Source organism: Enhygromyxa salina (assembly GCF_002994635.1).
In the GTDB taxonomy this organism is placed as follows: Bacteria; Myxococcota_A; Polyangia; order Nannocystales; family Nannocystaceae; genus Plesiocystis; species Plesiocystis salina_B.
The window spans coordinates 34,211-57,931 of the sequence record NZ_PVNL01000011.1; the positions used below are offsets into that span (position 1 = coordinate 34,211).

A 23,721-nucleotide genomic window follows, 5' to 3' on the forward strand; every position below is an offset into this window, starting at 1 on the left:
GATCACCAGTCAGCGCTTGGCGTGGAGCAGCACCTTGACGCCCTCCGTGAAGTTGACGCGGATCTTGCTGTCCTCGACGCCGCACACGATCCCGGCTCCAAACTTCTTGTGCTGGATCTGCTCGCCGAGGCTGAAGCGCTCGCTGATCCCGTAGTCACGCGTGGGAAGGTTTGGATCGTGGACGATGCCCGCCGCCGCAGCTGGCTTCGCGCGCGCGCGCGTGGTCTTGGGCCCGGCGCTCGCGACCTTGCGACGCGTGGGATTGAGGTTGGCCTCGGGGGCGTCGCCAGTCGGCTTGAACCGGTGCTGCTTGCTGCACTGCTTGCACTGGACCTTGGTGATCTTGTCGCCGACCTTGGCGACGACGACGTGCCACACGTCCCCGCAGGGGTTGCACATCGCCTCGATGTCGGAGCCAACTTGAAAAGCCATCGTCGCGCTGAGTCTCGTTCCCGCGGTCGGAGCTCGCCGTTGGAGCGGGCCGCCGCGGGGCGAGTGTAGTCGTTAACCGCCGGGCGTCACCCACCCGCCGACGCCCACAAACCCCGCCGTCAGCGCAGCTCGAGGCCGGCGAACAGATCGCGGCCCATGACCGACTCGTAGCCCGCGGCGTACCCGTTGGTCGACGGCCGCGCCACCAACTCGCAGTGTGAGCGACACCCACAGCCGGGCAGCTCGAGGCCCAAGTCGGTGACGATGCGCTCGAGCGCGTGCGCGAACACCTGCGCCCGGCGAGCGCGGAGCTTGTACACGGCGCCGTCGGCCGGCGCGGGCACGCTGCCGAGCAGGATCATGGCGTCGACGGCGTAGGCGCGCCCGAGCTCGAGCAAGCCGGCGATGGTGAGCTCGCGCTGGCACGACACGAGGTTGTGGATCTGTTGGGCGTGGAGCTGGCCGACCACGACCACCACGCGGCGCACGTCCGCGGCTTCGACGTTGCGGACCAGCGGCATGAAGCCGTTGGGTTGGTCGTGGATGCCCGGCATCACCGGACCGATCCGCGCGACGACCGGGATCTCGAGGGTCTCGATGTGTTGGGCCTGGAGCAGCAAGGCCACCGCGGGATCGGCCTGGTCGCCGAGCAGGGCGCGCTGCACCTCGGGCTTGTGGTGGGCGACCTCGAGCTCCACGATGACACCCGCGTTCAGCTCTTGGGCCTCCGTGAGGGCCGCGACCACGCGCTTGGGCATGACCACCCGGGTGCGGACCACGACCCGGCGACCGCGCACGCCCAGCCAGGCGATCGCGTGAGCGACCCAGCTCGCGTCTTCGCGCGAGCGCATTAATAGACTGACAACGGGAACCCGAGAGCCGCGTGACTCGCGCTCTGCGAGCAGTTCGGACAGCATGGACTCGAGCTGACCCCGCTCAAAGTGATCAGCGAGGCCCCAAATGGCCAAATGCTCACCGTCGCAGGCTCGTTCGACGGTCTTCGCGTGGGTTGGGGAACTCATGACCAGTCCTGATAAGTTGTATAGTGTGCTGTTGCGACTCGCGCCAGTGCTCTTTGATCACCTGATCTGGCTCAGACAACGCGCTAGTGCCTGTCCTGGACCAAATACGCGCGGTGCCTGGCCGCTGGCGACATTCGCGCCCGCTGGCCAGAAACCTGGCGCCCGCCCCTAAACGTCCGCCCGCGGCTGTGCTAGACGACGGCCAAACCGTGACTAGCGACAATTTAAGCTCGAAGCCCGACGACACTCCGGGCGAGCACACCGCCGGCAAGAACCACCCGCTGCCGCTGCAAGACATCGACACGGAGGCGCTGAAGGTCGTCCGCAAGCTGCTCGCGGCCAACCATGAGGCCTACCTCGTTGGAGGGTGTGTCCGCGACCTCTACCTCAACCGCAAGCCCAAGGACTTCGACGTCGCGACCAGCGCCCGACCGGAGCAGATCCGCCGGGTGTTCCGCAACAGCCGGATCATCGGGCGCCGCTTCAAGCTCGCGCATGTGTTCTTCGGCTCGAAGATCATCGAGACCGCGACGTTCCGCTCGATACCCAGCGAAGACGCGGCGAGCGAGGGCGAGTCCGACGGCGACGACCTGCTGATCACCCACGACAACGAGTGGGGCAACATCGAGCAGGACGCGCGCCGCCGCGACTTCACGATCAACGGGCTATTCTACGACATCGAGCACCAGGAGATCGTCGACTTCGTCGACGGCGTGGCCGATCTCGATCGCGGTGTGATCCGCACGATCGGCGATCCCGAGGTGCGGTTCCGTGAGGACCCCGTGCGCATGATCCGGGCGATCAAGTTCGCCGCCCGCCTCGACTTCACGATCGAGTCGCAGTCATGGGCTGCGCTGCTCGAGTGCGCCCCCGACATCGCCCGCTGCTCCCGGGCCCGGCTGGTCGAGGAGCTCTACAAGCTGCTCCGCGGCGGGGCGGCCAAGCGCGCGTTCGAGCTGATGCTCGAGGCCAACTTGTTTCAGCACATCTGGCCGGCCTACATGGAGCTCTACGACGACGCTGGGGGGCTGCGCCGCCCCAGCCGAGCCCAGCCCTCGGACCAGCCCGGCTCGCTGTTCTGGCGCTACCTCGGCGCCCTCGACGACTACGTGATCGAGACCGGCCACGTGCCCAGCAACGGCGTGATCCAGGCGATCTTGTTCGCGCCCTTGCTCGATCAGCTGCTGCTCGAGGCCAACCGCGCCGAGCTCGACGTCCGCGTCGACGATCTCATGACCCCACCGTGCGCCGCGCTGGGTGTGGCTCGCCGCGACCGCGAGCTTGCCCGGCAGATCTTCATGGCTCACCGCCGGATGATCCAGCCAAGCCGCAAGCGCGGGCGCAAGGCCTCGCTGGTCCAGCGCCAGTACTTCCACGACGCGCTGCTGTTCCTGGGGTTCTCGGTCGAGGCCCGGGATCTCGACGGCAGCGCCCTCGATCAGTGGCGCCAGCTCGCGGTCGTGCAAAACAGCAAGTCCGACACTCCTGATGACGGTGACTCGGGCGGTGGCGACCACGGCGGGGCCGGGGGCCAGCGCAAGCGCAAGCGCAGCAGGAGCCGGCGGGGCAAGTCCAAGTCCGGCTCACGATCAGGTCGCGGCCGGGCGGGCGCGCCGCGGTCGGCGAGCGAGAGCTGAGCGTGGGCCGGCGCGACGAGCAGCGGGCCAAGGGCAAACATGCGAGGGCGGAGCAGCTCGCCCAGGAGCTCGCGCGGGGGACCACCGAGCACTACGTCGATCCGCTGCTCTACGACCTCGAGTACGCCGACCAGCACGACGACGTCGACTGGTACGGCGCGCTGGCCGACGAGCGTGGCGTGGGCAAGACGATCCTCGAGCTCGGGGCTGGCAGCGGCCGGATTGCGATCCCGATTGCGAGCGCTGGTCACCGCGTGCTCGCGCTCGATCGCATGCAGCCGATGCTCGATCACCTGTTCCTCAAGCTCGACCGTCTGGCCCAGGCGGGCGAGCCGATCGCGGGCAGCATCGAGCCGCTGCTGGCCGACATGACCCAGATCCCCCTCGCGGATCACAGCGTCGGCCTGGTGATCGCGCCCTTCAATTGCTTGATGCACCTGTACACCTGGCGGGAGCTGCTGGCCTGCTTTCGCGAGGTGTATCGCGTGCTCGAGCCCGGCGGGTCGTTTGGCTTTGATGTGCTGCTGCCGGATCTCGACTGGCTGCGCTGGGATCCCCACGAGCGCCACGCGGTCACCCGCTTCGAGCACCCGCGGACCGGGGAACAGATGATCTACTCGACCAACCACGAGTACGATCCCGACACCCAGATCTGCGATGTGCGGATCTACTATGACGCCTATGACGAGGAGTGGGACGGCCTGCGCCCTGGCGTCAAGCCGCTGTCGGTCGTGCACCTCGCCCATCGGCAGATCTTCCCGGAAGAGGCCCGCGCGCTGCTGGGGATCGTCGGGTTCGAGATCGAGAGCCACACCGGGGACTTCTTGGACCTGTCGCTGTCGAGCGACGTCGAGGTCCAGGTGTTCGTGTGCACGAAGGGCGCTGGCTAAATCGCACAGGCGCGCGCGACGATCGTGCGCTAGCCTGGCCCGGTGCCTGATAGCCTGTCCCGCACGAGCACCCCAGTAGCGATCGAGAGCGGCCGGCGGCGTCTCGCCAGGCTGGGCGGAGTCGCGCTGCTGAGCGGCATCGCGCTGCTGGGCGCGCCAGCGCGGTCAGACACGCTCGAGGCGGATCCAGACGCTGGCTACGTGCCGATCGACGAGCTCTCGTACGAGACGATCATTCGCCCCGGCGCCGGCTATGAGGCCGAGCTGGCGATCCGCGTCGCGCTCACCAACACCAGCGTCAACCCGCAAGACATGGTGCTCGCGCTGGGCGTGCCGCACGGCAGCGAGCTGACCGGGATCTCGATCGCCGCAGGCGGTGACTGGATCGCCGGTGAGATCAGCAAGCTCGCCACCAGCGCAAACGGCCCGAGCAACGGTCGCCGGGACCCTGGCACGGTGTTCGCCCACGAGCTCGAGGCGGCGGGCCCGGGCGAGCTCCCAGGCGTAGAAATCGTCGCGTTTGGGCTCGATCCAAACGTCACCACCCAGATCGAGCTGCGGCTGCGCGTGCTCCCGCTGCTTCGCGGCGATCGCTGGCAGCTCGAGCTACCCCGCCGCAACCTCGAGCTGCCCAACCTCAGCGATCAGCGCCGGGTGATCGTGCAGGGCCTCGGCAACGACGAGAACTTCTGGGTCGACGGCAGCTCCAGCGCGGGCACGCCCTACATGGTCACCCGCTCCGAGGACGCGATCGTGGTCGAGTGGCCGGCCCAGGCCCGCAGCACGGCCCAGCTCGACGGCAACTACGAGGTCTCGCGTGATCCCGACGGCCAAGGTGGGCGCCTGCGGGTGGCGCTGCGACTCGGTCCGAGCAAGCCGATCACGCCAGATCACGTGGTGCTCGTGGTCGATCGCTCGCAGTCGGGCTCGGCCACGCTCCCCCGCGACAGCGGTCGGGTGTTCGCGCAGCTGCTAGAGGCCCTGCCCGCGTCGACCACGTTCGACGCGGTCACGTTCGCACGCGACGCGGAGCGGCTGATCGATCCCACCTTCTTCGCGGGCGGCAAGGCGCCCCGGGCCGACAATCAACCGGCTCGGGCAGACCTGGCGCGCTCGCTGGGGGTGACGGTCGCGGGCCAGGGCACGGATCTGCGCGCGGCCATGCAGCTCGCGGGTGAGCAGCTCGCGGCCCGCGGGGCCAAGCACCCGCTGATCGTGGTGGTGACCGACGGCATGCTGCCGCCGAGCGTCGGCGCCGAGCAGATCACCAAGGCCCTCGGCGACTCGCTCGGCAAGGCCAAGCGGCCCGAGATCCTGTTCGTCGTCGATGATCCGCTGCTCAACATGCGCGGGCTCCCAGCCGACCATGCGATCGCTAATCTGGCCGCAGGGCTCGGCGCCAGGATCTCGCTCGAGACCCTGGCCAACCTTGGACCCGCGCAGGTCAACGAGCTGCTGGCCGCGCCCAAGGTGCTCGGCAATCTGTCGGTGTCGCTGCCCGACACGGTCGTGCTCGACGAGCCGCTGCCGACCGGGCTCGTCGCTGGCGACTTCGTGGTGCTCGAGGGCAGCTACGGCGGGCGAGCGCCATCCAAGGTAACTGTGCGCGGGCGGTTTGGCGCGACCAAGGTCTCGACCAGCTTCACCCTCGCCAAGCGGGACCCGCGGCCAGAAGCGCTCGCGACAGCCCTGCGCGAGGGTGATCGTCCGCGCGCGGTCCAAGAGGGGCTGGTGCTGCCAGATTGGTACACGCCCAGCATGCGCCGGACCACGACCATGAACGTGGCCCAGGCCGGGCGGGTTGGCTGGGTGCCGACCGGGCAGCTCGACTCAGCGATCATCGAGCGCCAGCTACGGACGCGGGTGCTGCCGCGGGCGCGTGCTTGCTACAACCAAGCGCTGACCCGCAACCAGATCCTGGGCGGTCGCGTGGAGCTGCGCATGGAGGTCGGCAAGGGCGAGGTGATGATGGCCGGGCTGACCAAGTCGACCCTGAGCCACGCCGACGACAAGCTGCTCGCGTGCCTCGAGGGCGCGGCCTGGGCGATGGACGTGCCGGCCGGCAACCTGGACTCGCAGGTCTATGTGATCAACTACCCGCTCGAGTTTGTCGCGCCGAAGGGCGGGCAGCCGCCACACGCGGGTGAGCTCCGCGATCCCCTGCTCGAGCACCTGGTCCGCAGCGCCGATGTGCTGTCGGACTATCAGAGCGCGCACGAGCGCGACTGACCGGCTGACCGATCGCCGGCGTCGGCAGCTCAGTCGTCGCGTCGGCGGGCGACGCCGAGCAGCGCGAGCAGACCGAGCGTCAGCGCGGCGCCGCCGATCGGATCGCCCTTGCTCGAGCAGCCGCAGCCAGGATCCGCGCCACCCGTGTCGGCGCCTGCGTCCGCGCCGGTCTCCCCGGTGCCGGAGGTGTCACCCCCACCCTCCGCGCTGCCGCCATCGTCGGACTCTTCGCCGGCCGTCCAGCCAGCGTCATCGCCGTCGCCACCACCGTCTCCGTCTCCGTCACCGTCACCGTCTCCGGGCGGCGGCTCGTCCGTGTACTCGTAGGCGCCGACGTCGGGGGCCGCGGCGTCACGCGGGACGTTGTCGATGTCCTGCGTGCTCCACTCGCCCGCGGCCCGACCCGCGCCGACCGCCACCGAGGTCTCGAGCAAGTGAAAGTCGCCCGCGGCCGGGTCGACGAAGCCGGCCTCGGCCACGCTGATGTCGACGATGTTGTTCTGATCGTCCCAGTCGACGTCGCCACCCGGCGCAATGTTCTCCTTGCCGGACTCGAGCACCAGGTTGTTCCACGCCAGGTTGCCGACCAGATTGCCGCCAAAGATCGCAATGCCCCAGCCGCCCGAGCGCAGCACCGTGTTGTGCACGAACACATAGCTCGAGCCGTCGAATTCGCCGTTCGAGTTCGAGTAGATCCCGCTCTCCCCAAAGTCGACGATCAGGTTGTCGTGCACGTAGGTGGTGGCGGCATACTGAATGAAGATCCCGTTGGTCGGCCCGCGCTCGAGTCGGTTGCCCCAGATCTCGCACTGCGAGCCGCCGCCGATCTGCATGCCCTGTTGCTGGTACTGCACGCCCTCGAGCCCGACGTCGCGGATATAGTTGGCCCAGACTCGACAATCGACCGGCGAGACCCCGACCTGCATACCGTCCCAGCCGGTGTCCTCGATCAGGTTGTGATGGATCTGAACGCCGTGGTGCTCGTGCGGATACAGCACCACGGTCTCGCCATCGCACTGAAACTCGCGCCCGCCGTAGCCGGTGCTGCCAAAATAGATCCCCTCGCCGCGGGTGTCGTGGATCCAGTTGTGGTGGACGCGGGTGTCGTACTGGACGAAGTTGCCGAGGTTGGCGGAGCCGTCGCAGGTTGACTCGGTCTTGAGGCTAAACCCGGCAAAGCCGGTCTCGTAGACCTCGAAGTGGTCGAGCTCGTAGTCGCTGCTGAGCCCGCCCACGGCCACGCCGCTGGCCGAGTAGTCGGGGCCATCCTTGGACGCGCGGACCCGAAAGCCGTAGGTGTGGTCGGTGTCGCCAGTGCCCGTGATGTGGACGTAGCGCGAGCCGTCCATGGTCAGGCCGTAGCCGCGATCGTCGTTGTCGATCTCGACCACGCCTTCGCAATTGCGGACGGTGATCCACTGATCGGGGGTGCCGTTGAATTCGTACAGACGCAGGAATTCACGCTCGCCGCCGCGCACACACACGCTGGCGCCGGGGGCGATGCCGAGCTCCGCGCCGTTGGCCGAGGGCGTGGCGACGTCGATGATGTGATCGCAGTCGCAGACGCCAGCCGCCTGGGCGAACCCGGGAGCGAGCAGGCATGAACCGAACAACCCAAGCGCGACAGGTAGATCTCGCATGTGGGCAATGAGGCGCGAAGACGCCGCGCATGTCAATTGCCTGGTCACCACTTGGCGAAGGGCCCAGGCGTACCCGCGGCCGCATGAAGCTCGAGCTTGGGCAGCGCCTGGCGCAGCTGAACGAGCACGGCCCCACGCTGCTGCGCGACCGCGGGGGTGATCGACACACGCACACGCTCGAGCTGGCGCAGGTGCTCAGCGTGATGCAGCAAGGTCTCGAGCGCCGAACCCCGCACGCCAACGAACTCGAGCGTGCGCAGCCGCTGTATTAGAGCACACACTAGGATCGCGGCCGTGAAGTCGGCGGTCATTGGTCCGACACGCAGATGTGACAAGCGGGGGATCTCCGACAGCGTGCGCGCGGCTCCATCGATCTCGGCGGTGTTGGTGCGGCTGCCCGACGGGAGCGCGAGGTCGAGGTGAGTCAGGTCCGGCAGCGAGAGCGCGAGCCCGACGCAGCCTTGCGCCCACTCCGAGGTGCTGCCGTGGCGCAGGCGCAGGTGCGTGAGCCCAGGCCAGCGCAGCGAGCCCGAGTGAATCTTGCTCGAGCCTACCAACCACAGCGAGCGCAGCGCGGGGAAGCTGTCGCGCAGCAACCCGAGCTCGGGCAGCTGCGGTGGCAAGCCCTCGAGCACCAGCCGACGCAGCCGCGCTGGAGCGTCGAGCGTTTGCAGCCCAACCACGGGCTGGGTGCCGAGGTTGGCGAGGTTCAGGTGCAGCTCGGCCAGCAGTGGCTCGTGACCCAGCAGCGCGAGCGCGGCCTCGGTCACGGTTCGCGCGAGGTGGTGGCACTCGTCCGGCCACCGCCAGCCTGTGGTCGACAGGCGGGCGGCGGTCACGAAACCATGCGTCCACGTCAGCTTGATTGGGCTCGCGCGCACGGGGGCGAGCGGGTCTGCACATTCGACCCCCATGCGCGTCACCGCGGCGGCGGCCTGCTCGACTCGGGCGTACTCGCGGGCCATGTGTTGCTGCTTGCGCTGGCCCAGGCGTGCGCGCGCGAGTGAGAGGGCGACGAGCTGACCACGCGGATCTCCGCAGCTTTGCAGCCAGTCCGCCCACACCATCCAGTCGTCGGTGTGGCTCGGCCCGCGCGTGACCGGCTGCGTGGGATCTGGAGGGTCGGGCGCCAGCTGGTCGAGCAGGCGTTCGACCAGCGTGGCTTCGATCGCCAAGCTCGGCGCACCGGGGCCCGACGCGACCGCGATCTGAGCATCGAGGGGGCCGCCGTCGGCATGCTCGACGCCCTGCCACACGCACAGCTGCGCGGGCGAGCGACCTGCACGATCTCGGCTCGGCCGCGCGCCGGCCTCGACGAGCCGACGCGCGAGCGCCTGATGCCGCCGACCTGCAGTGCTCGCGGCCAAGTAGTGCAGGGCGCTCCAGCCATGGTGGTCGCGCGCGTCCGCGTCGGCGCCCGCCGACAGCAGCAAGTCGACGAGCTCGACCATGGGGGCCCGGCTGAGCGCGAGCATCAAGGGTGTGCGGCCGCGGTGATCCTGGACGTCGAGCTTGGCGCCCGCCTGGATCAAGCTCGCGGCGCAGCGCAGGCGGCAGGCGTCGGCCGCCCAGTGCAGGGCCGTCCAACCTCGATGGTCGATCGCCTCGCGCTGGGCCCCGGCGGCGAGCAACCATTCGCACGCCTTCGCACCGATGAGCTCGCTGATCGGCACGCTGATCTCGGCCGCCGCGGCGCCAGCGGGACCCTGGCTGGGGAGCCCGGCCGCGAGCATCAACGCCGTGCGATCCAGCGGGTCGCGGGCCTCGAGATCGAGCTGACCAGCAGCGTGCTCGGCCAGCAGCGCAAGCACCTCGGGTCCGCCGTAGCTGGCAAAGTGGATCAGCCGCGGTTGCTCGGGCTCATCGTCACCGGGCAGCAGCGGCAGGCCGCGGCGCAGCGTGGAGAGATCCCCACGCGCGCAGGCGAGGCGCAGCGCCGTTAAGCGCCGCGACCACACCACGCGACCACGGTCGCGCGCCTTGGCTGGGGGGGCGCCGCGTGGAGCGGGGAACGGCGCCGCGAGCTCGATCGTGGGCGACGCCTGGCCCTCGACGCGGACGCCCCACAGCGAGTAGCCGGTCAACGCCAGCGCCAGCCATGGCTCGAGCGGGTTCGGGAGCTCACCGAACGCCCGACCGCGCAGCGCTGCGGGGAGCGGTCCGCCGAGCAGGCTCTGCTCGTGCGCGTGGATCTCCGAGTTTGCGATCAGCTGCCAGCGCCGCACGCCATGCAGCGCGTCGACCACGACCTGAAACCGACGGTGCGGATGCGCGGGCTCGTAGATGCGCTGCGTCCCGCCCAGCACCGCGCGCAGCCGCGCGAGCGCTGGCGCGAGCGCGCCGAACGTGCGCGGCCGGGCCCCCCTCGGGCCGACGGGATTGCCCGCGAGACGCCACACCACCTTGGTCGCGGATGGACAGCCCCACGCCTCGAACCGCGAGACCAACACCTTCGCGTGTCGCTCGGCAGCGAGCAGACCGCTTGGATCGCTGGCGAGCAACAGCGCAGCCTGGGCCGTGGCGGGGACCGGCAGCGCGGGCTGCCCACGGGCAGCCCGAAACCGACGGGTCGGATCGTCTGCCCAGCTGGGTTCGATCATTCCCGCCTGGATCGCTCGGGCCCACACCACCGCGCCTGGATTTGTGCCGCGGTAGCCGATCGCCGTCGCTAGCTCGCCGAGGTCGACTCGAGCAGGTCGCAAGAACCGACGCTCGTGCTCGGCGAGTCGCAGGCCGAAGTCGAACTCCTCGGACACGTGGGCTGGATCGCCAGAACGTCAATCGGCGAAGACCGCGTCGATCGTGTCGGCGGTCAGGATTCGCCCGAGCACCCCCACCCGGGCTTCGTGTCGGCCTTCTTCTCGACCCTTCTCTAAGCCAATCTTCAGGCCTTTCTGGTGTAGCTCTTCTGCGATTGTCATGACGACACCGAAGACTCTTGGGGTCCGCCGGGAACCTCGAGGGGCGTCAGTCGCTAAAGACCGCGTCGATCGTGTCGGCGGTCAGGATTCGCTCGATGTACCGCTCGAGCTGCTCGTCGGTCGCCGCCTCGATCAGCGCCGCGTACTCCGGCGGCATCCCACCGAACTTGAGGCTCAAGAGCTTCCCGAGCACCCCCACCCGACCTTCTTGCCGACCTTCTTGCCGACCTTCTTGCCGACCTTCTTCCCGGCCCTTCTCCAGACCGGTCTTCAATCCTTTTTGGTGTAGCTCTTCTGCGATTGTCATGGCGACTTCCTCGGCGGCGGGGATCTGCTCCCGGATTTTGGCACGAAAGTTCTCGAACGTCACGTTCCCGCTGACCAACGCGATGTAGCGCAGACACTGCGCGACCGCCTCCATCCCGTTGGTCGCCTGCATCACCGAGGTCAACGCCGCCGCCCACTGGTCGAAGCTTCGCAGCAGCTCTTCACCGTCCCGGCCATCTCGAAGCAGCCACAGCGCCACCTGAGGGAACGCCGACTGCGCCCAATCACGCAGGTCTTCGTCCGTGCGGGTGGAGAGGTCCTCGATCAACAACGAAAAGCTGGGGATCAGCCGGGCAACCCCCGGCACGCTTGCCGGGTGCGGATCAAACAGCTCCCCGAATGTCGTCGCCGCGGTCCAGCCCCCCGGTGCGTGGCTGATGACGACCGGGATGATCAACGGCAGCGGCCCGCCCTTCTTCTTCTTGATGTGCCGCTCGCAGGCCAGCCCGAGGTAGGTGAGCATCCGCAGCGGCATATACGGGTGGTTGGTGCTCTGATGCTCGAGCAGCAGGTACAGCAGCACCGGCTTGCCCCCCAGCGTGGCCGAGAACACCAGGTCGCTGTGGCGATCGCCCAGCTGTGTGCCGATGAACGTGCCTGCCTCTAGCTTTAGCGTCTCCCAGGCGATCAGGTCGCGCAGCTCCGGGGGAAGGATCGCGTAGAACAGGGCCGCAGCGTGCTCGGGGAGCTCGAAGGCGGACTTGAACAGGGCGTCGTGGGGTCGTGTTGTCATGGCCGGCAGAACCTAGCAGCGCGGCTCGAGACGACTCGTGCATGGCGTCGCTCGCGGTCGATCAAACTGCCCGTCAGCGGCCTCGTGTGGCACTTTTAATTCGTGCTCGACGAGCCCGCCCGCGCCCCGTGGCCCAGATCCGGGCCACCTGTTTTGGGCCCTCGCGCAGGTCATTGCCGCCGACCAACCTTGACTCGGGACACGTCCACGCGGACATGCGACAGTCCGCCCCCACGTGTCGGAGCCCCACGACCGCACCGGGTACTCGTTCGCGCTCGCGGCCTACGGCCTGTGGGGCGCGCTGCCGCTGTTTTGGAGGCTGCTGCGCCACGTGCCCGCGGGCGAGCAGCTGCTCCACCGAGTGGTATGGGCGGTCGTGGTCATGTCTGCGCTGTTGCTCGCGCGCGGTCGCCTCGGCGAGCTGCGCCCGGTGCTCGCCGACCCCCGCAAGCGCCGCGGCTTGGCGCTCTCGGCCGCGCTGCTGGGGATCAACTGGTTCACGTTCCTGCTCGCGGTCGAGACGGATCGGGTGTTGCACGCGAGCCTTGGCTACTACCTCAACCCGATCGTGAGCGTGGTGTTGGGCATGGTCGTGCTCGGCGAGCGGCTGCGTCGCCTGCAGTGGGCGGCCGTGTTCGCGGCGGCGACGGGCGTGATCGTGTTGCTGTGGCAGGCCGGCGAGTTCCCGTGGATCGGCCTGGTGCTGGCGAGCGCGTTTGGGCTGTACGGGCTGCTGCGCAAGACCATCGAGGTCGAGCCCCTGCCCGGCTCGACGATCGAGGCCGGGATGCTGGCGATCCCCGGGGTGGTCGTGATCGCGTGGCTTGGGTTTGACGGGTCCGGCCACTTCGCAGGGCCCGACCTGCGGACCACGGCGTTGCTGCTCGCGGCCGGGCCGATCACGGCGGTGCCGCTGTTGTGGTTCACGAACGCTGCGCGTCGTCTGCCTCTGTATGCGCTGGGGTTCATGCAGTACATCACGCCGACCTCGCACTTCTTGCTCGCGGTGCTGGTGTTTGACGAGGTGTTCACGGGCGCGCACGCGCTCGCGTTTGCAGCGATCTGGGCTGGCGTCGCGCTGTTCGCCCTGGACCTGATGCTGCAGCGCCGCCGACAGCTACCCGCACGCCCCTGAGCTCACACCTGCTGCTTGCGCACCGACCACACGAACCCGTCGTACCAAAAGTGCATCAGCGAGACCAACAGCGTGAGCGCCCACCACATGTGGACGCCGGGATCCATGTACTGCACCCACGTCCCATACAGCAGCGCCAGGCCCACGAACAGCCCGAGCGTCAGCCACTTGCCGATCGGCTTGCCCTCGACCCGCAGCGTTCGCTGCATGTTCTCGTTCTCGGTCGCCCACACGATCCCAAAGTACTGAAGCGCGTGGAACAGGTTCATGATGAAGAACGCCTCGCCCCAGCTGTTGAAGCCCCAGGTGTAGAGCGAGGTCGCGCCAGTGGTGACGTAGAGGAACACCTTTTGCCACGAGACCGTGTGGCCGGCGCGGTGGAGCTCGAACTGCGCGTAGAGGTAGTAGGTCAAGAACCCGGCGCCGCCGCCCAACATTGCCCAGGTAAAATAGGCCTGGTTGCCGTCCATCCACGCGGGGATCTTGGTGAAGAACATCAGCCCGACATCGCTGAACTCGTTGAAGTCCTCGAAGTGGTCGATCATGACCGCGCCCGCGACGATCGGGCCAGCGTAGAGCAACTGGTTGAGCGCCCAGTCCAGCTTGCGACCGCGGGTGGGCTCATTGCCGGCCTTGGACTCGTAGATGCGACCAAAGCCGAAGGTCTGCATGCCGGAGTGGTAGACGTCCCAGAACGTGGCGATCACCGAGCAGGTGTAGAGCACGTAGTTGGAGCTGACCATTGCTGCATAGAGCAGCACGGGCACGACCACGAAGCGCAGCTTGTGTTGCCTGAAGATGTCCTTGTTGCCGTGGCTGCGCACGAACACCAAGATCAGGTGCGCGTGGATGAACACGCCGATCAGCAGGCCAGACCAGGTGACCTCCCAGCCCCACCAGGTGAAGGGATCGTCGGCGAAGGGGGTGCCCGAGATCCCCATGCCCACGAACAAGGCGAGGATCGGCGGGAGCAAGAAGAACACCCAGTCGTACCAACCGCTGACGATGTAGCGGGACTTCGCGCCAGCCTCAGCGCCAGGCTTGGCGCTAGGTCGGGCGCCAGACTTGTCGCCAGGAGAGCTCATCGCCGCTCGAGGCTAGCAGGATCGATGGCCCCGAGCGAGGTGTCGCCAGACCTCGCGCCACGATGTTTCAGCTCGCGCTCGCCATTTCGCTGGACGCGCTCGAGGAACTCGGCTCCACTGCTCCGATGCCTAAAACCCACCTTGGCTCCGTGCTCGGTGCCTGCTTGCTGTGCTCGCTGCCCGTAGCTTGTGTCGACGATGTGATCGGGACCTCGGGCCCAGCAACGACGTCGGGTGATGGCGATGGAGACGGTGATGGCCCCAACGAGGGGAGCAGCAGCGGTGGTCATGAGGCCGAGGGCGACGGTGATGGTGACGGTGATCCCACCGGCAACGACAACGACAACGGCGGTCCCAGTGACAGTAACGGCGACGGCGATGGTGACCACAGCGAGACCGCGGGCGACGGCGACGGTGATGATCCGCCAACGTGGTCGTGCGGCGACGGCAACACCGACCCGGACGAGGAGTGCGACGACGGCAACCTCTTCAACACCGACGAGTGCACCAACACATGCACGATCTCGATCTGCGGCGACACCTTCGTGGAGGCCGACGTCGAGGCGTGTGACGACGGCAACATGATCGACGGCGACGGCTGCTCGAGCAGCTGCCTGATCGAGACCTGCGGCGACGGCATCGTGCAGCCGCTCGAGCAGTGTGACGACGCCAACATGGACAACAGCGACGCGTGCACCAACATGTGCACGGCGGCGACCTGCGGCGACCTGATCATTCAGGCCGGCGTCGAGGAGTGTGACGACGCCAACGACATCGACTCCGACGACTGCATCGACTGCGTCGCGGCCACCTGCGGCGACGCGTTCGTGCTGCTGGGCATCGAGGGCTGCGACGACGGTAACCTGATCGACGGCGACGCCTGCACCAACCAGTGTCAGCTGCCAAACTGTGGCGACATGATCGTCGAGCAGGGCGTCGAGGAGTGCGACGACGGCAACGACATCAACACCGACAGCTGCACGAGCGCCTGCACCAACGCGGTGTGCGGCGACTCGTATGTGCAGCAGGGCGTCGAGGAGTGTGACGACGCCAACAACCTCGACACCGACGCGTGCGTGGGCGCGTGCATGAACGCGGTGTGCGGGGACGGCTACGTGCAGCAGGGCGTCGAGGCGTGTGATGACGGCAACAACGTCAACAACGACGGCTGCTCGAACACCTGCACGCTGCCCGTGTGCGGCGATGGGCTCCTGCAATTCGGCGAAGAGTGCGACGACGGCAACAACATGGCGTTTGATCTGTGCTCACCCGGCTGTACCTGGGAGGTGCGGCTGGCGTTCGCAACCAGCACGATGCACACCGGCAACGTCGGAGGGCTCGCTGGCGCCGACAACATCTGCAACGCCCGCGCAGCGGCCGGCAACTTGCCCGGCAGCTACAAGGCCTGGATCGCGACCGCCCAGGGCACCCCGGCGAGTCGCTTCGTGCTGTCGACGGTGCCCTACGTGACAGCCGACGGACACCTCGTGGCGCTCAACTGGAACGACCTGATCGACGGCTCACTCAACTTTGCGATGGCCCGCAACGAGTTCGGCGGGCTGACCGGCAACACCAGCGGCGGCTGTGAGGCCAGCGTGCGACTGGCCCGCACGGGCGCCACGTCGAGCGGGAGCTCGGGCGCCAGCAACTGCAACAACTTCACGTCCTCGAGCCCCAATTCGTTCGGGACGATCGGGCGCACGACCTCGCAGGTTGGGTCGTGGTCGAGCTGCAACGTGGCGACCTGCGACATCCCGATGCCGATCTACTGTTTCCAGCAGTAGATCGGCCAAGTGGGCGGGCTCGGCCCCGGCCCGACGGCGTTCGAAAAAGTTGGGAACGCTGCGGGGGGTCGGATCTCTACCGGGTCCGAAGCGGCACCGTTGGCCGCTGTCCCCGCAACCAACTCAGGAACCCAACCATGTTGAAGAAGATCATTCTCGCGTCCGCGCTGTCCGGCCTCACCTACGGTCTCGCCCTCGGCACCTTTGGCACCACCACCGAGGCGCTCGCGCTCGCGCCAAGCTCGGCCGAGATCGAGCTCACTGACATCGAGACTCCGCTGGTCCCCACGGCCGTGCTCCGGGGTGACCGCGAGTTCGGTGGCAACGGTCCCGACATCATCAGCAGCGTCAAGCTCGAGCTCTCGGGTGACCGCCGCTCGATCATCGCCAAGGTCTATTTCAAGGCGACGGAGACCAAGGGCGACCGCTCGACGACTGAGGCCAGGTGGGATCGGACCGTGTTTACCGCGCCGAGCGGCAAGCGGATCGAGCGGATCGAGAGCCCGACCTACTCGCAGGTCGTGTTCACCAGCCGGTCGGCGGGCTTCCAGATCCTCGGCCCCGGCGAGGACTTCAAGAAGTTCATCACCGAGCTCGAGAAGCTCGTCAACATGGTGTTCGACGCCGAGCGAATGCTGGCCGGCCGTCCCGCGGACACCAGCGAAGTCCGCCGAGCGCGGGACCTGCTCAACACGCTCGAGAGCGCGGCTGGGGCGATCAACTTCGAGGGTAACCACGTGCACATCGTTCACCCCGAGGCCGACGGCCCGGTCAGCCTGTTTGCGATCGTCGGTGACACCGGCGGCGACGACATCAGCAAGGACAACAACCCCAAGGACGACACGCGGATCCAGGCGATCAAGTTCAACAAGGTCAAGGTCCGCTACTACTGATCGCGCACGCCGAGCGACCCATCCTCGCGGGCGGCGGGGGCACCCAAGCTGGTGCCCCGTCGCCACCGTGCACACGAACCGCCGTCCAGTTGCTATACCCCGTCGGGCCCGAGCTCCTGTCCCGATCGGGAGACGCCTCCGCATGAACGCGAGCCTCGATGATCTCATGGAAGAGCTGCGGCCGCGCGACGACGGGCTCGATCGCGAGCGCGTCGCCGCGGCGGTCTCGGGCGTGTTGTTCGGTTGCGCGCCGGTCGTCTCGATCGGACGCTTCGTGGTCGAGTCTCGGCTTGGCGTCGGCGGGATGGGCATCGTCTATCGCGGCTACGATCCCAAGCTCGACCGCCGCGTCGCGATCAAGGTCGTGGACCTGCGTCGAGTCAGCGCCAGCCCTGCGCTCACGCAGGCCCGGCTGATCGCAGAGGCGCGGGCGCTCGCGCAGCTGACTCACCCCAACGTCGTCTCGGTCTACGACGTCGAGGCGCTGCGATCGCGCAGCCGAGCGTGGCGCCGAGCAGCCATCGCCGTCGACGTCCGCGACGCTCGAACCCAGCTTGGAGCGCGGCGAGCAGCTCGGGCATGTCGACGAAGCGCCGAGCCGGATCAGCCGCGAGCCCGCGCAGCAGCACGGCGCGGACGGATCGTGGGATCTTGCGGTCGACGAGCTCGACGAGCTCGCCGCTCAGCGCGGCTGCGCCGAGCTCATCGAGGCTGTCACCCGCGAACGGCCGTCGACCATAGAGCAGCTCGCACGCGACCACACAAAACGAGAATTGATACAAGCTCGCGAAGTGGCGCTTGAACAGCGCATTTCCGGCTTCCTGATCGTCCGCACGCCAACGATCCAGGAGCTCGAGGTCCGTCGACATGAGCAGATTCTACCTTGGATGCGACCGCTGTCGCGGGACTCGACCCGCCAAGAACTCCGTCCGCGCTAGCATGAACGCAGCGTCATGGGGTTTGAGCTCACACGTCGTGCTGTGGCGACACGCCAGCAATCAGATCGAACAGACCCAAAGATAGGCCCGACCTCGAATGCGCATTGGCTCGGGATCGCCCCCGTCGGGCAGCGCACGCAAGGTCAGCCACGCTCGAATTGACCTACCGAAGCTGAGCAACGAGAACGCTGCTGCTGAAACGGCCGCGATCATGAGAATGAGCTTGTTTCTGCTGTCGGTCATACCGTGAACCTATTACACGCCAAGGTCAGATCTAGTTGACGCCTGGTCGCGAAGGGCTGACCATCACGCATGTCGAGAACGTCAATCGCTGTCCTCTCGTGTGTGCTGCTCTCCACGCTGGCATGTGGAGCACCAGCCGACCCGGCCGCTAACAAGCAGGCCGCCAACAAGACGCCCGCGGCTCAGAACGGCCCGGCCGCTGCGCCCGAGGCCAAGCCAGTCGAGCCGCCTGTCGAGCCGCCTGTCGCCCCGCCGCCGTCGAGCGTCGAGCCCGAGGGTGATCCCGCAGACGCGCCCGTCGAGGAGCTCGCTCCCGAGGTCGCCGACGGGGAAACCGAGGGGGAGGCCCCGACCGAGCCAGCCGGCGAGGCTCCGGCAGACTGGGCGCCGCCTCCCGACGCCGACATCCGCAGCGACGCCGTGATTCGGCCCGGGACCCCGGCGGCCAACGCCGAGGCGTTCAAGAGCCTGCCCAACGCCAAGGGTGACGGGCCACCGGTCGGGGGCATCGGGACCAACGGCATCCACTTCGACAGCATGGTCGTCGGTCGCGGGTTCGAGAAGAGCCGCTGTGTCGAGCCAACCGACACCTTCGACGTCGAGGTCGACGACCGCGTCAACATCTGTCTGCGGATCGTGCATCCCGCCGACGCCGAAGAGACGCTCACGGTGACGTGGGCGAAGATCGGCGGTCACGGGTCGCGCAAGAGCACGGTCACCGTCAAGGCCATGCACGCGTACCTGACCCGCAGCTATCTGCCGATCAAGAAGAACGGCTACCAGGGCGAGTGGACGGCGACGATCACCACCGAGGACGAGACCGTGCTGGGCGAGGTCACGTTCACCGTCAAGTGAGCGCGGGCGGGTCGGGATCGCTCGGCGTCGATCGAGTCACTCGCTGGCGTCGATCGACACAAGCGAGCCATCCCCAATCATCGCGTCACGCTGCCTCAGCACGATCTCGAGCTCCTGCGGGACGAACACCCGCTGGTCCCAGGCCGGCTGCTCGCGCGGACGCTTGTTCATGATGCTGTCGGTGTAGCGCGAGTGTGGCAGCCCAAAGAAGTGGCCCAGCTCGTGGGCCATCACCACGTTGGAGCCGATCTGCGACAGGATGATCCAGCGCTTGTCGGTGTTGCTGCGCTGCCGCCAGTGGACGCCGCGGATCTGGGCCCCCGGCACGTCGACGTCGTCGAGCTGGGCGACCAGGTACACGTGGATCACCCCCCGGGTGAACTGCCGCCGACCGATCTCGTCGCGCTGCGCCGCGGTCTGCATGACCGCGAAATCGGCCGAGATCGCGTCGATGCCCACGACCGTGAACCCCACGTCGGCGGGCGCGAACAGCTCGAGCGCGTGCTCGACCTCGGCGGCCATCCACGCGGGCGACTGCTCGGCCCCGTCCGCGAGGTGGAGCTGCAGCCCCACACAGTAGCGGCGGTCCGGCGGGCAGCCTGGGACCCGGTCGATGAAGCAGGCCAGCCGCGGCTCGACCGCGGGATCCAGGACCGAAGGACACTGCTGGGCACCGAGCACCAGCGGCAGCATCATGAGCAGACCGAGCACTACCGGGGTTATACCCGCCCGTCCCCGAACGCGGGCGCCTCACTGCGCTACCATCGTGCCGATGCGAGAACGTGGGGACGCACCCGAGGACGAGCAGGAGATCCAGACGGTCCCCGAGGACGAACCCGTCTCGCCAGACTCGTTCGACAGCGAGTCCGGCATGCGCGGCATCGTGAACATCATGGCCGGCTCGGTGTTCTGCTCGGAGTGCGGGACCGAGAATCCTGCGCGCGCCAGCGCCTGCGAGAGCTGCGGTCGGGTCCTCGATCCGCTGGCCCAGGCGCAGCGCTCGACCGCGCCGGTCCGCAAGCTGCACGGGGTCGTGGTCGCGACCGTGACCGGGATCTGTGTCGGCGCGGTGCTGCTGGCGTGGGTGACGGGGCTGTCGATGCACCTCGGGGTCGCCGAGGTGCTCCGGTTCGAGGGTGAGCGCCCGGTCCAGATCAAGGTTTTGGCATCCGAGGCCGATCTCTCCCAGGTGTTCGGCCTGGCGCTGGCGTTTGGGCTGGCGGGGCTGGTCGCCTCGATCGTGTTCGCGGGCCGGTACCTACGCGAGGTCGTGCTCGGCGCGACAGCCGGCGTGTTCGTGCAGTTCGTCCTGTGGCTGCTCATGGCCCGGGCCGCGGGGGGGCGGCTGCGCAGCGACCTGTGGATCGCCGGCGACGGCTTCGTGATGCGAGGGCCCGCGCCGATCTTGCTGACCCAGCTGCTGCTCTTGATGTTGTTCACCGCGATCTTGTTCGCGTTCGCCGGCTGGATCGCGCAAGAGCAGATCACCGGGAAGGCCACCTGCGTGCACTGTCACAGCCGCTACTCGCTGCGCCCCACGGCCCCGGTTCGGTGCCCCAAGTGCGACGCCGAGCAAGACCGCGACGGCGTGCAGTGGCCATGGGTGATGCTCGTGGCCCTGGGCTCGTCGATCGCGTTTGCGTTGATCGTCGGGTTGTTGCGTGAGCCGCTGGGGTTCGCGCTCGAGTGCCACGGGCAGATGTCGAAGGCCTGCATCGCCGCGCGGGGCGACGACAGCTTCACGATCTTCGTGACCTCGATGACCGCGAAGGACTTCACGTTCTGGGCCGTCGCCCAGTGGCGCTACCTGGCCGTGACCGCCCCCCTGATGTTCGGGGCGCCGCTGCTGCTGACCTTCCTGGTCAAGCGAGGCTCGCGGGCCTCGGCGGGCGCGTTGGTCCCGATCAACTGGTTGCTCGCAACCTTCGTCGTGATGATCGCGCTGGGGGATCTGGGGGGCAGCGACGCAGGCTTCATCTTCTTGATGCGCATGCAGGTGCTGGCGCTGTTCTCGTGGGGGGCCGTCGGCGTGGTCGGGGTGCTGATCGGCGACAAGCTGCGCTACCGCAAGGGCTCCGCGTACCTCGACGAGCTCGACGATGACTAGCGCCGGCTCAGGCCGCCGGTGCCGTACATGATCAGCGGCGGGGCGTTGCTGCGCTCGTCGAAGATCTGCAGCTCGATCTGCGCGAGCTCCATCAGGAACCCGAGCCCGCGCATGTACAGATCATCGACACAAAACGAGAGGTCGCCGAAGATCTCCGGGTCCGGCCGAAACCACACGCGGGTACGCGTGGGCAGCTCGGGCTTGGGCGGATCCCGAGTCAGCGGGCACTCGGCCTCGCCGCGGTAGAACGCCTGGTGCCAGACACCGTCGGCCCGACAGATCTCGATCCGACACCAGTGGCTGAGCGCGCAGGTGACCACGGGCGCCGCCAGGCTCTGGGTCAGCATGACCTGCCCGGCCGTCGAGCGGCGCAGCCACGGCCACCGCTGCAGCCCCCGGGTCGCGCGATCGGGATCGAAGCCGGGACCGCCATGGGTGATCGTGGCGGACCCATCAGTCAGCAGCCGGATCTCCAGACCCTCGCAGCGGCGGTCGATCACGTCGTCGAGCGCGAACGCCATCGCCCCCTCGAGCATCGTGCCCAGCGCAGCTGGCCGCGCGATGTTGCCGACCGACGCGGCCGGATTCTCGCGGATGTTGGAGATGATCCGCAGCCGCTCGCGCGGCCGCCGGGGCTGACTGCTGACCCACACCCGCGACTGGACGACGTCGTGCGAGGCATGCAGCTCGTCGGGCGTCTCGAGCTTGCGCTCGCTCACCAGACCGTCGAAGGCCTCACGCAAACGCTCTCCGACCCCGCGCACCCGAACAAATGTAACAGCCAATCACCGCGGGGAGCGGCTCGACGGGATTAACCGAGCGCTTCCGCCCCGCGCACGATCACCTCGACAACCGAAGGGTCGGCGAGCGTCGACACATCACCGAGCTTGTCGGGCTCACCCTCGGCGATCTTGCGGAGGATTCGCCGCATGCACTTGCCAGAGCGGGTCTTGGGCAGGCCTGGCACGATCTGAATCCGATCGATCCGAGCGTGGGCGCCGATCGAGCTACGCACCGCTGCGTGGGCTCGCTCGATCGCACCGGCCTCATCCGTACAGGCAGGTTGCAAGACTACGTAGGCGTACACGCCCTGACCTTTCACCGGATGTGGATAGCCGACGACCGCGGCCTCGGCGATGTCGTCGATGGCGATCAGCGCGGCCTCGAACTCGGCGGTGCCCATGCGGTGCCCCGAGACGTTGAGCACGTCGTCGACCCGACCGGTGATCCAGTAGTACCCGTCGGCGTCGCGCCGACAGCCATCGCCAGTGAAGTAGCGGCCCTCGAACATCGAGAAATAGGTGGCGACGTAGCGCGCGTGATCCCCCCACACGGTCCGCGCCAGGCCTGGCCACGGGTGCTCGATGCACAGCCTGCCCTGCCCCGGTCCGACGATCTCCCGGCCGGCGTCATCGACGAGCGCGGGGATGATCCCGGGCATCGGCAAGGTCGCCGAGCCCGGCTTCTCTGGGGTCGCCGGGGCGATCGGCGTGATGCAGTGCCCGCCGGTCTCGGTCTGCCACCAGGTATCCACGATCGCGCAGCGACCCTGGCCAACCGTCTCGTAGTACCAACGCCACGCGACCGGGTCGATCGGCTCACCCACGGTCCCGAGCACCCGCAGCGAGGACAGATCATGCTTGCGCACGGGCGCCTCACCGTGGGCAGCGAGCGTGCGAATCGCCGTAGGCGCCGTATACAGCACGGTGATCTGGTGGCGCGCGACCATGTCCCAGTAGCGATCCACGTCCGGGTAGGTCGGGATCGACTCGAACATCAAGCTGGTCGCGCCGTTGCACAGCGGGCCATACACGATGTAGCTGTGCCCGGTGATCCAGCCGATGTCGGCCATGCACGCGTACACGTCGTGCTCGCGCAGATCAAAGGTCAGCGCGTGGGTGTAGGCGACCCAGGTCAGGTAGCCCCCGCAGCTGTGCACCAAGCCTTTGGGCTGCCCGGTCGAGCCCGAGGTGTAGAGCACGAACAGCGGATCTTCGGCGTTGCGCGGCGTGGCCTCGCGAGCCGGGCTGGCGGCGTCGACCCGCTCGTGCCACCAGACATCGCGGCCCGCCTGCATGTTGACGGTGACCGAGGGATCGCGCTGGTAGACCAACACCGCCTCGACTCCGCGCTCACCCTCGAGCGCGGTGTCGATCGTCGCCTTGAGCGGGATGTTCTTGCCGCCGCGCTTGCCGACGTCTTGGGTGATGACGATCGAGGCCCCGCAGTCGCGGACCCGGTCGCGCACGGCCTCGGCCGAGAACCCGCCAAACACGACGGAGTGCACGGCGCCCAGCCGCGCGCAGGCCAGCATAGCGATCGCGGCCTCGGGTACCATGCCCATGTAGATGATCGCCCGCTCGCCAGGTTTGAGCCCGAGCTCGGCGAGCGCGTTGGCGCAGCGACACACCTGCTCGTGCAGCTGCGCGTAGGTCAGCGACCGGACGTCACCGGGCTCGTCGCCCTCCCATGAGATCGCGACCTTGTCGGCGCGGCGCTCGAGCTGGCGATCCAGGCACGACTCGCTGACGTTGAGCTCACCGTCCCCGAACCACGAGATCGACTGGTCGCGGACCGAGTAAAAGTCGCCCTCGAGCCCGTGCGTCGGCGGCTTGCGCCAGTGAACCCGCTGCTTGGTCTGGGCCAGCCAGTAGCCCGACGGGTCGGCCTGCGCCCGGGACCAGTGCTCCCGGTAGGACGCCATGTCCTGGATCTGTGAGGTGCTGCCGGCGCGAACGCGGTCGGCGACGTCAAAGATGTCGGGGCGGTCGGGGTTGCTCATCCCGACCATGTTCGGTGATCAGGGCGCGCGACTCCACCGCGTGCCAAAAATTTGCGCGGACCCGCGGG

Annotated in this window: 19 protein-coding genes; 8 read left to right on the plus strand and 11 right to left on the minus strand. The window is 68.1% G+C overall.

Features of this window, described 5'->3' with window-relative positions; genetic code table 11:
- Positions 1-9: 9 nt before the first annotated feature.
- Both ENSA7_RS02070 and ENSA7_RS02075 read right to left on the minus strand, forming a co-directional pair.
- The gene (locus ENSA7_RS02070; RefSeq protein ID WP_106087499.1) at positions 10-432 is read right to left on the minus strand and encodes a hypothetical protein; all 423 of its coding nucleotides are present in this window, start codon (positions 430-432) and stop codon (positions 10-12) included.
- Positions 433-551: 119 nt separating this feature from the next.
- Positions 552-1,283: a hypothetical protein gene (locus ENSA7_RS02075; RefSeq protein WP_106087500.1), complete on the minus strand. Its 732-nt coding sequence runs from the start codon at positions 1,281-1,283 to the stop codon at positions 552-554.
- Positions 1,284-1,663: 380 nt separating this feature from the next.
- Here ENSA7_RS02075 and pcnB point away from each other — a divergent pair, with 380 nt between their 5' ends.
- From pcnB to ENSA7_RS02090, 3 genes are read left to right on the plus strand one after another with little or no spacing between them, the layout of a single operon-like run.
- A complete protein-coding gene (gene pcnB, locus ENSA7_RS02080; RefSeq protein ID WP_181232956.1) occupies positions 1,664-3,091 on the plus strand; it encodes a polynucleotide adenylyltransferase PcnB in 1,428 nt (475 codons plus the stop codon).
- Between the two features lie 2 nt (positions 3,092-3,093).
- The gene (locus tag ENSA7_RS02085; protein WP_181232958.1) at positions 3,094-3,981 is read left to right on the plus strand and encodes a class I SAM-dependent methyltransferase; all 888 of its coding nucleotides are present in this window, start codon (positions 3,094-3,096) and stop codon (positions 3,979-3,981) included.
- Positions 3,982-4,023: 42 nt separating this feature from the next.
- Positions 4,024-6,210 carry a VWA domain-containing protein gene (locus ENSA7_RS02090; protein ID WP_106087503.1) on the plus strand — a complete coding sequence of 729 codons (2,187 nt, stop codon included), beginning with the start codon at positions 4,024-4,026 and terminating at the stop codon, positions 6,208-6,210.
- Between the two features lie 29 nt (positions 6,211-6,239).
- Here the strand turns inward: ENSA7_RS02090 and ENSA7_RS02095 are convergent, their stop codons facing one another.
- From ENSA7_RS02095 to ENSA7_RS02105, 4 genes are read right to left on the minus strand one after another with little or no spacing between them, the layout of a single operon-like run.
- On the minus strand, positions 6,240-7,850 hold the full coding sequence (locus ENSA7_RS02095; RefSeq protein WP_106087504.1) for a right-handed parallel beta-helix repeat-containing protein: 1,611 nt from the start codon (positions 7,848-7,850) through the stop codon (positions 6,240-6,242).
- A gap of 44 nt (positions 7,851-7,894) precedes the next feature.
- Positions 7,895-10,606 carry an ankyrin repeat domain-containing protein gene (locus tag ENSA7_RS02100; protein ID WP_106087505.1) on the minus strand — a complete coding sequence of 904 codons (2,712 nt, stop codon included), beginning with the start codon at positions 10,604-10,606 and terminating at the stop codon, positions 7,895-7,897.
- A 21-nt stretch (positions 10,607-10,627) separates the two neighbouring features.
- Positions 10,628-10,771, minus strand: coding sequence for a hypothetical protein (locus ENSA7_RS43035; RefSeq protein WP_181232959.1), 144 nt, complete (start codon positions 10,769-10,771; stop codon positions 10,628-10,630).
- A 46-nt stretch (positions 10,772-10,817) separates the two neighbouring features.
- Complete coding sequence (locus tag ENSA7_RS02105) at positions 10,818-11,831, minus strand: Rpn family recombination-promoting nuclease/putative transposase (RefSeq protein WP_106087506.1); 1,014 nt, start codon at positions 11,829-11,831, stop codon at positions 10,818-10,820.
- Positions 11,832-12,066: 235 nt separating this feature from the next.
- Between ENSA7_RS02105 and rarD the strand changes: the two genes are divergently transcribed.
- The gene (gene rarD, locus ENSA7_RS02110) at positions 12,067-12,966 is read left to right on the plus strand and encodes an EamA family transporter RarD (protein ID WP_106087507.1); all 900 of its coding nucleotides are present in this window, start codon (positions 12,067-12,069) and stop codon (positions 12,964-12,966) included.
- A gap of 2 nt (positions 12,967-12,968) precedes the next feature.
- On the opposite strand, the gene ENSA7_RS02115 is transcribed toward rarD, so the two are convergent.
- Positions 12,969-14,051 (minus strand): hypothetical protein, encoded by a 1,083-nt coding sequence (locus ENSA7_RS02115; RefSeq protein WP_244923688.1) that lies wholly within the window; start codon positions 14,049-14,051, stop codon positions 12,969-12,971.
- A gap of 125 nt (positions 14,052-14,176) precedes the next feature.
- On the opposite strand from ENSA7_RS02115, the gene ENSA7_RS02120 reads away from it, so the two are divergent.
- Together ENSA7_RS02120 and ENSA7_RS02125 are read left to right on the plus strand one after the other, a co-directional pair.
- Complete coding sequence (locus ENSA7_RS02120; protein WP_181232961.1) at positions 14,177-15,835, plus strand: DUF4215 domain-containing protein; 1,659 nt, start codon at positions 14,177-14,179, stop codon at positions 15,833-15,835.
- A 137-nt stretch (positions 15,836-15,972) separates the two neighbouring features.
- Complete coding sequence (locus ENSA7_RS02125; RefSeq protein ID WP_106087509.1) at positions 15,973-16,728, plus strand: hypothetical protein; 756 nt, start codon at positions 15,973-15,975, stop codon at positions 16,726-16,728.
- Between the two features lie 398 nt (positions 16,729-17,126).
- Here the strand turns inward: ENSA7_RS02125 and ENSA7_RS43040 are convergent, their stop codons facing one another.
- The gene (locus tag ENSA7_RS43040; RefSeq protein ID WP_106087511.1) at positions 17,127-17,597 is read right to left on the minus strand and encodes a serine/threonine-protein kinase; all 471 of its coding nucleotides are present in this window, start codon (positions 17,595-17,597) and stop codon (positions 17,127-17,129) included.
- Positions 17,598-18,011: 414 nt separating this feature from the next.
- Between ENSA7_RS43040 and ENSA7_RS02140 the strand changes: the two genes are divergently transcribed.
- Entirely contained in the window at positions 18,012-18,764 is a 753-nt protein-coding gene (locus ENSA7_RS02140; protein WP_106087512.1) for a DUF2914 domain-containing protein, read from the plus strand.
- A gap of 36 nt (positions 18,765-18,800) precedes the next feature.
- On the opposite strand, the gene ENSA7_RS02145 is transcribed toward ENSA7_RS02140, so the two are convergent.
- A complete protein-coding gene (locus tag ENSA7_RS02145) occupies positions 18,801-19,475 on the minus strand; it encodes a matrixin family metalloprotease (RefSeq protein ID WP_106087513.1) in 675 nt (224 codons plus the stop codon).
- 61 nt (positions 19,476-19,536) lie between these two features.
- Here ENSA7_RS02145 and ENSA7_RS02150 point away from each other — a divergent pair, with 61 nt between their 5' ends.
- A complete protein-coding gene (locus ENSA7_RS02150; RefSeq protein WP_106087514.1) occupies positions 19,537-20,871 on the plus strand; it encodes a zinc ribbon domain-containing protein in 1,335 nt (444 codons plus the stop codon).
- On the opposite strand, the gene ENSA7_RS02155 is transcribed toward ENSA7_RS02150, so the two are convergent.
- Complete coding sequence (locus ENSA7_RS02155; protein WP_146157230.1) at positions 20,868-21,635, minus strand: hypothetical protein; 768 nt, start codon at positions 21,633-21,635, stop codon at positions 20,868-20,870. The two genes, ENSA7_RS02150 and ENSA7_RS02155, sit on opposite strands and share 4 nt — an antisense overlap.
- 47 nt (positions 21,636-21,682) lie before the next feature.
- On the minus strand, positions 21,683-23,653 hold the full coding sequence (acs, locus tag ENSA7_RS02160) for an acetate--CoA ligase (RefSeq protein WP_106087521.1): 1,971 nt from the start codon (positions 23,651-23,653) through the stop codon (positions 21,683-21,685).
- Between the last annotated feature and the right edge of the window lie 68 nt (positions 23,654-23,721).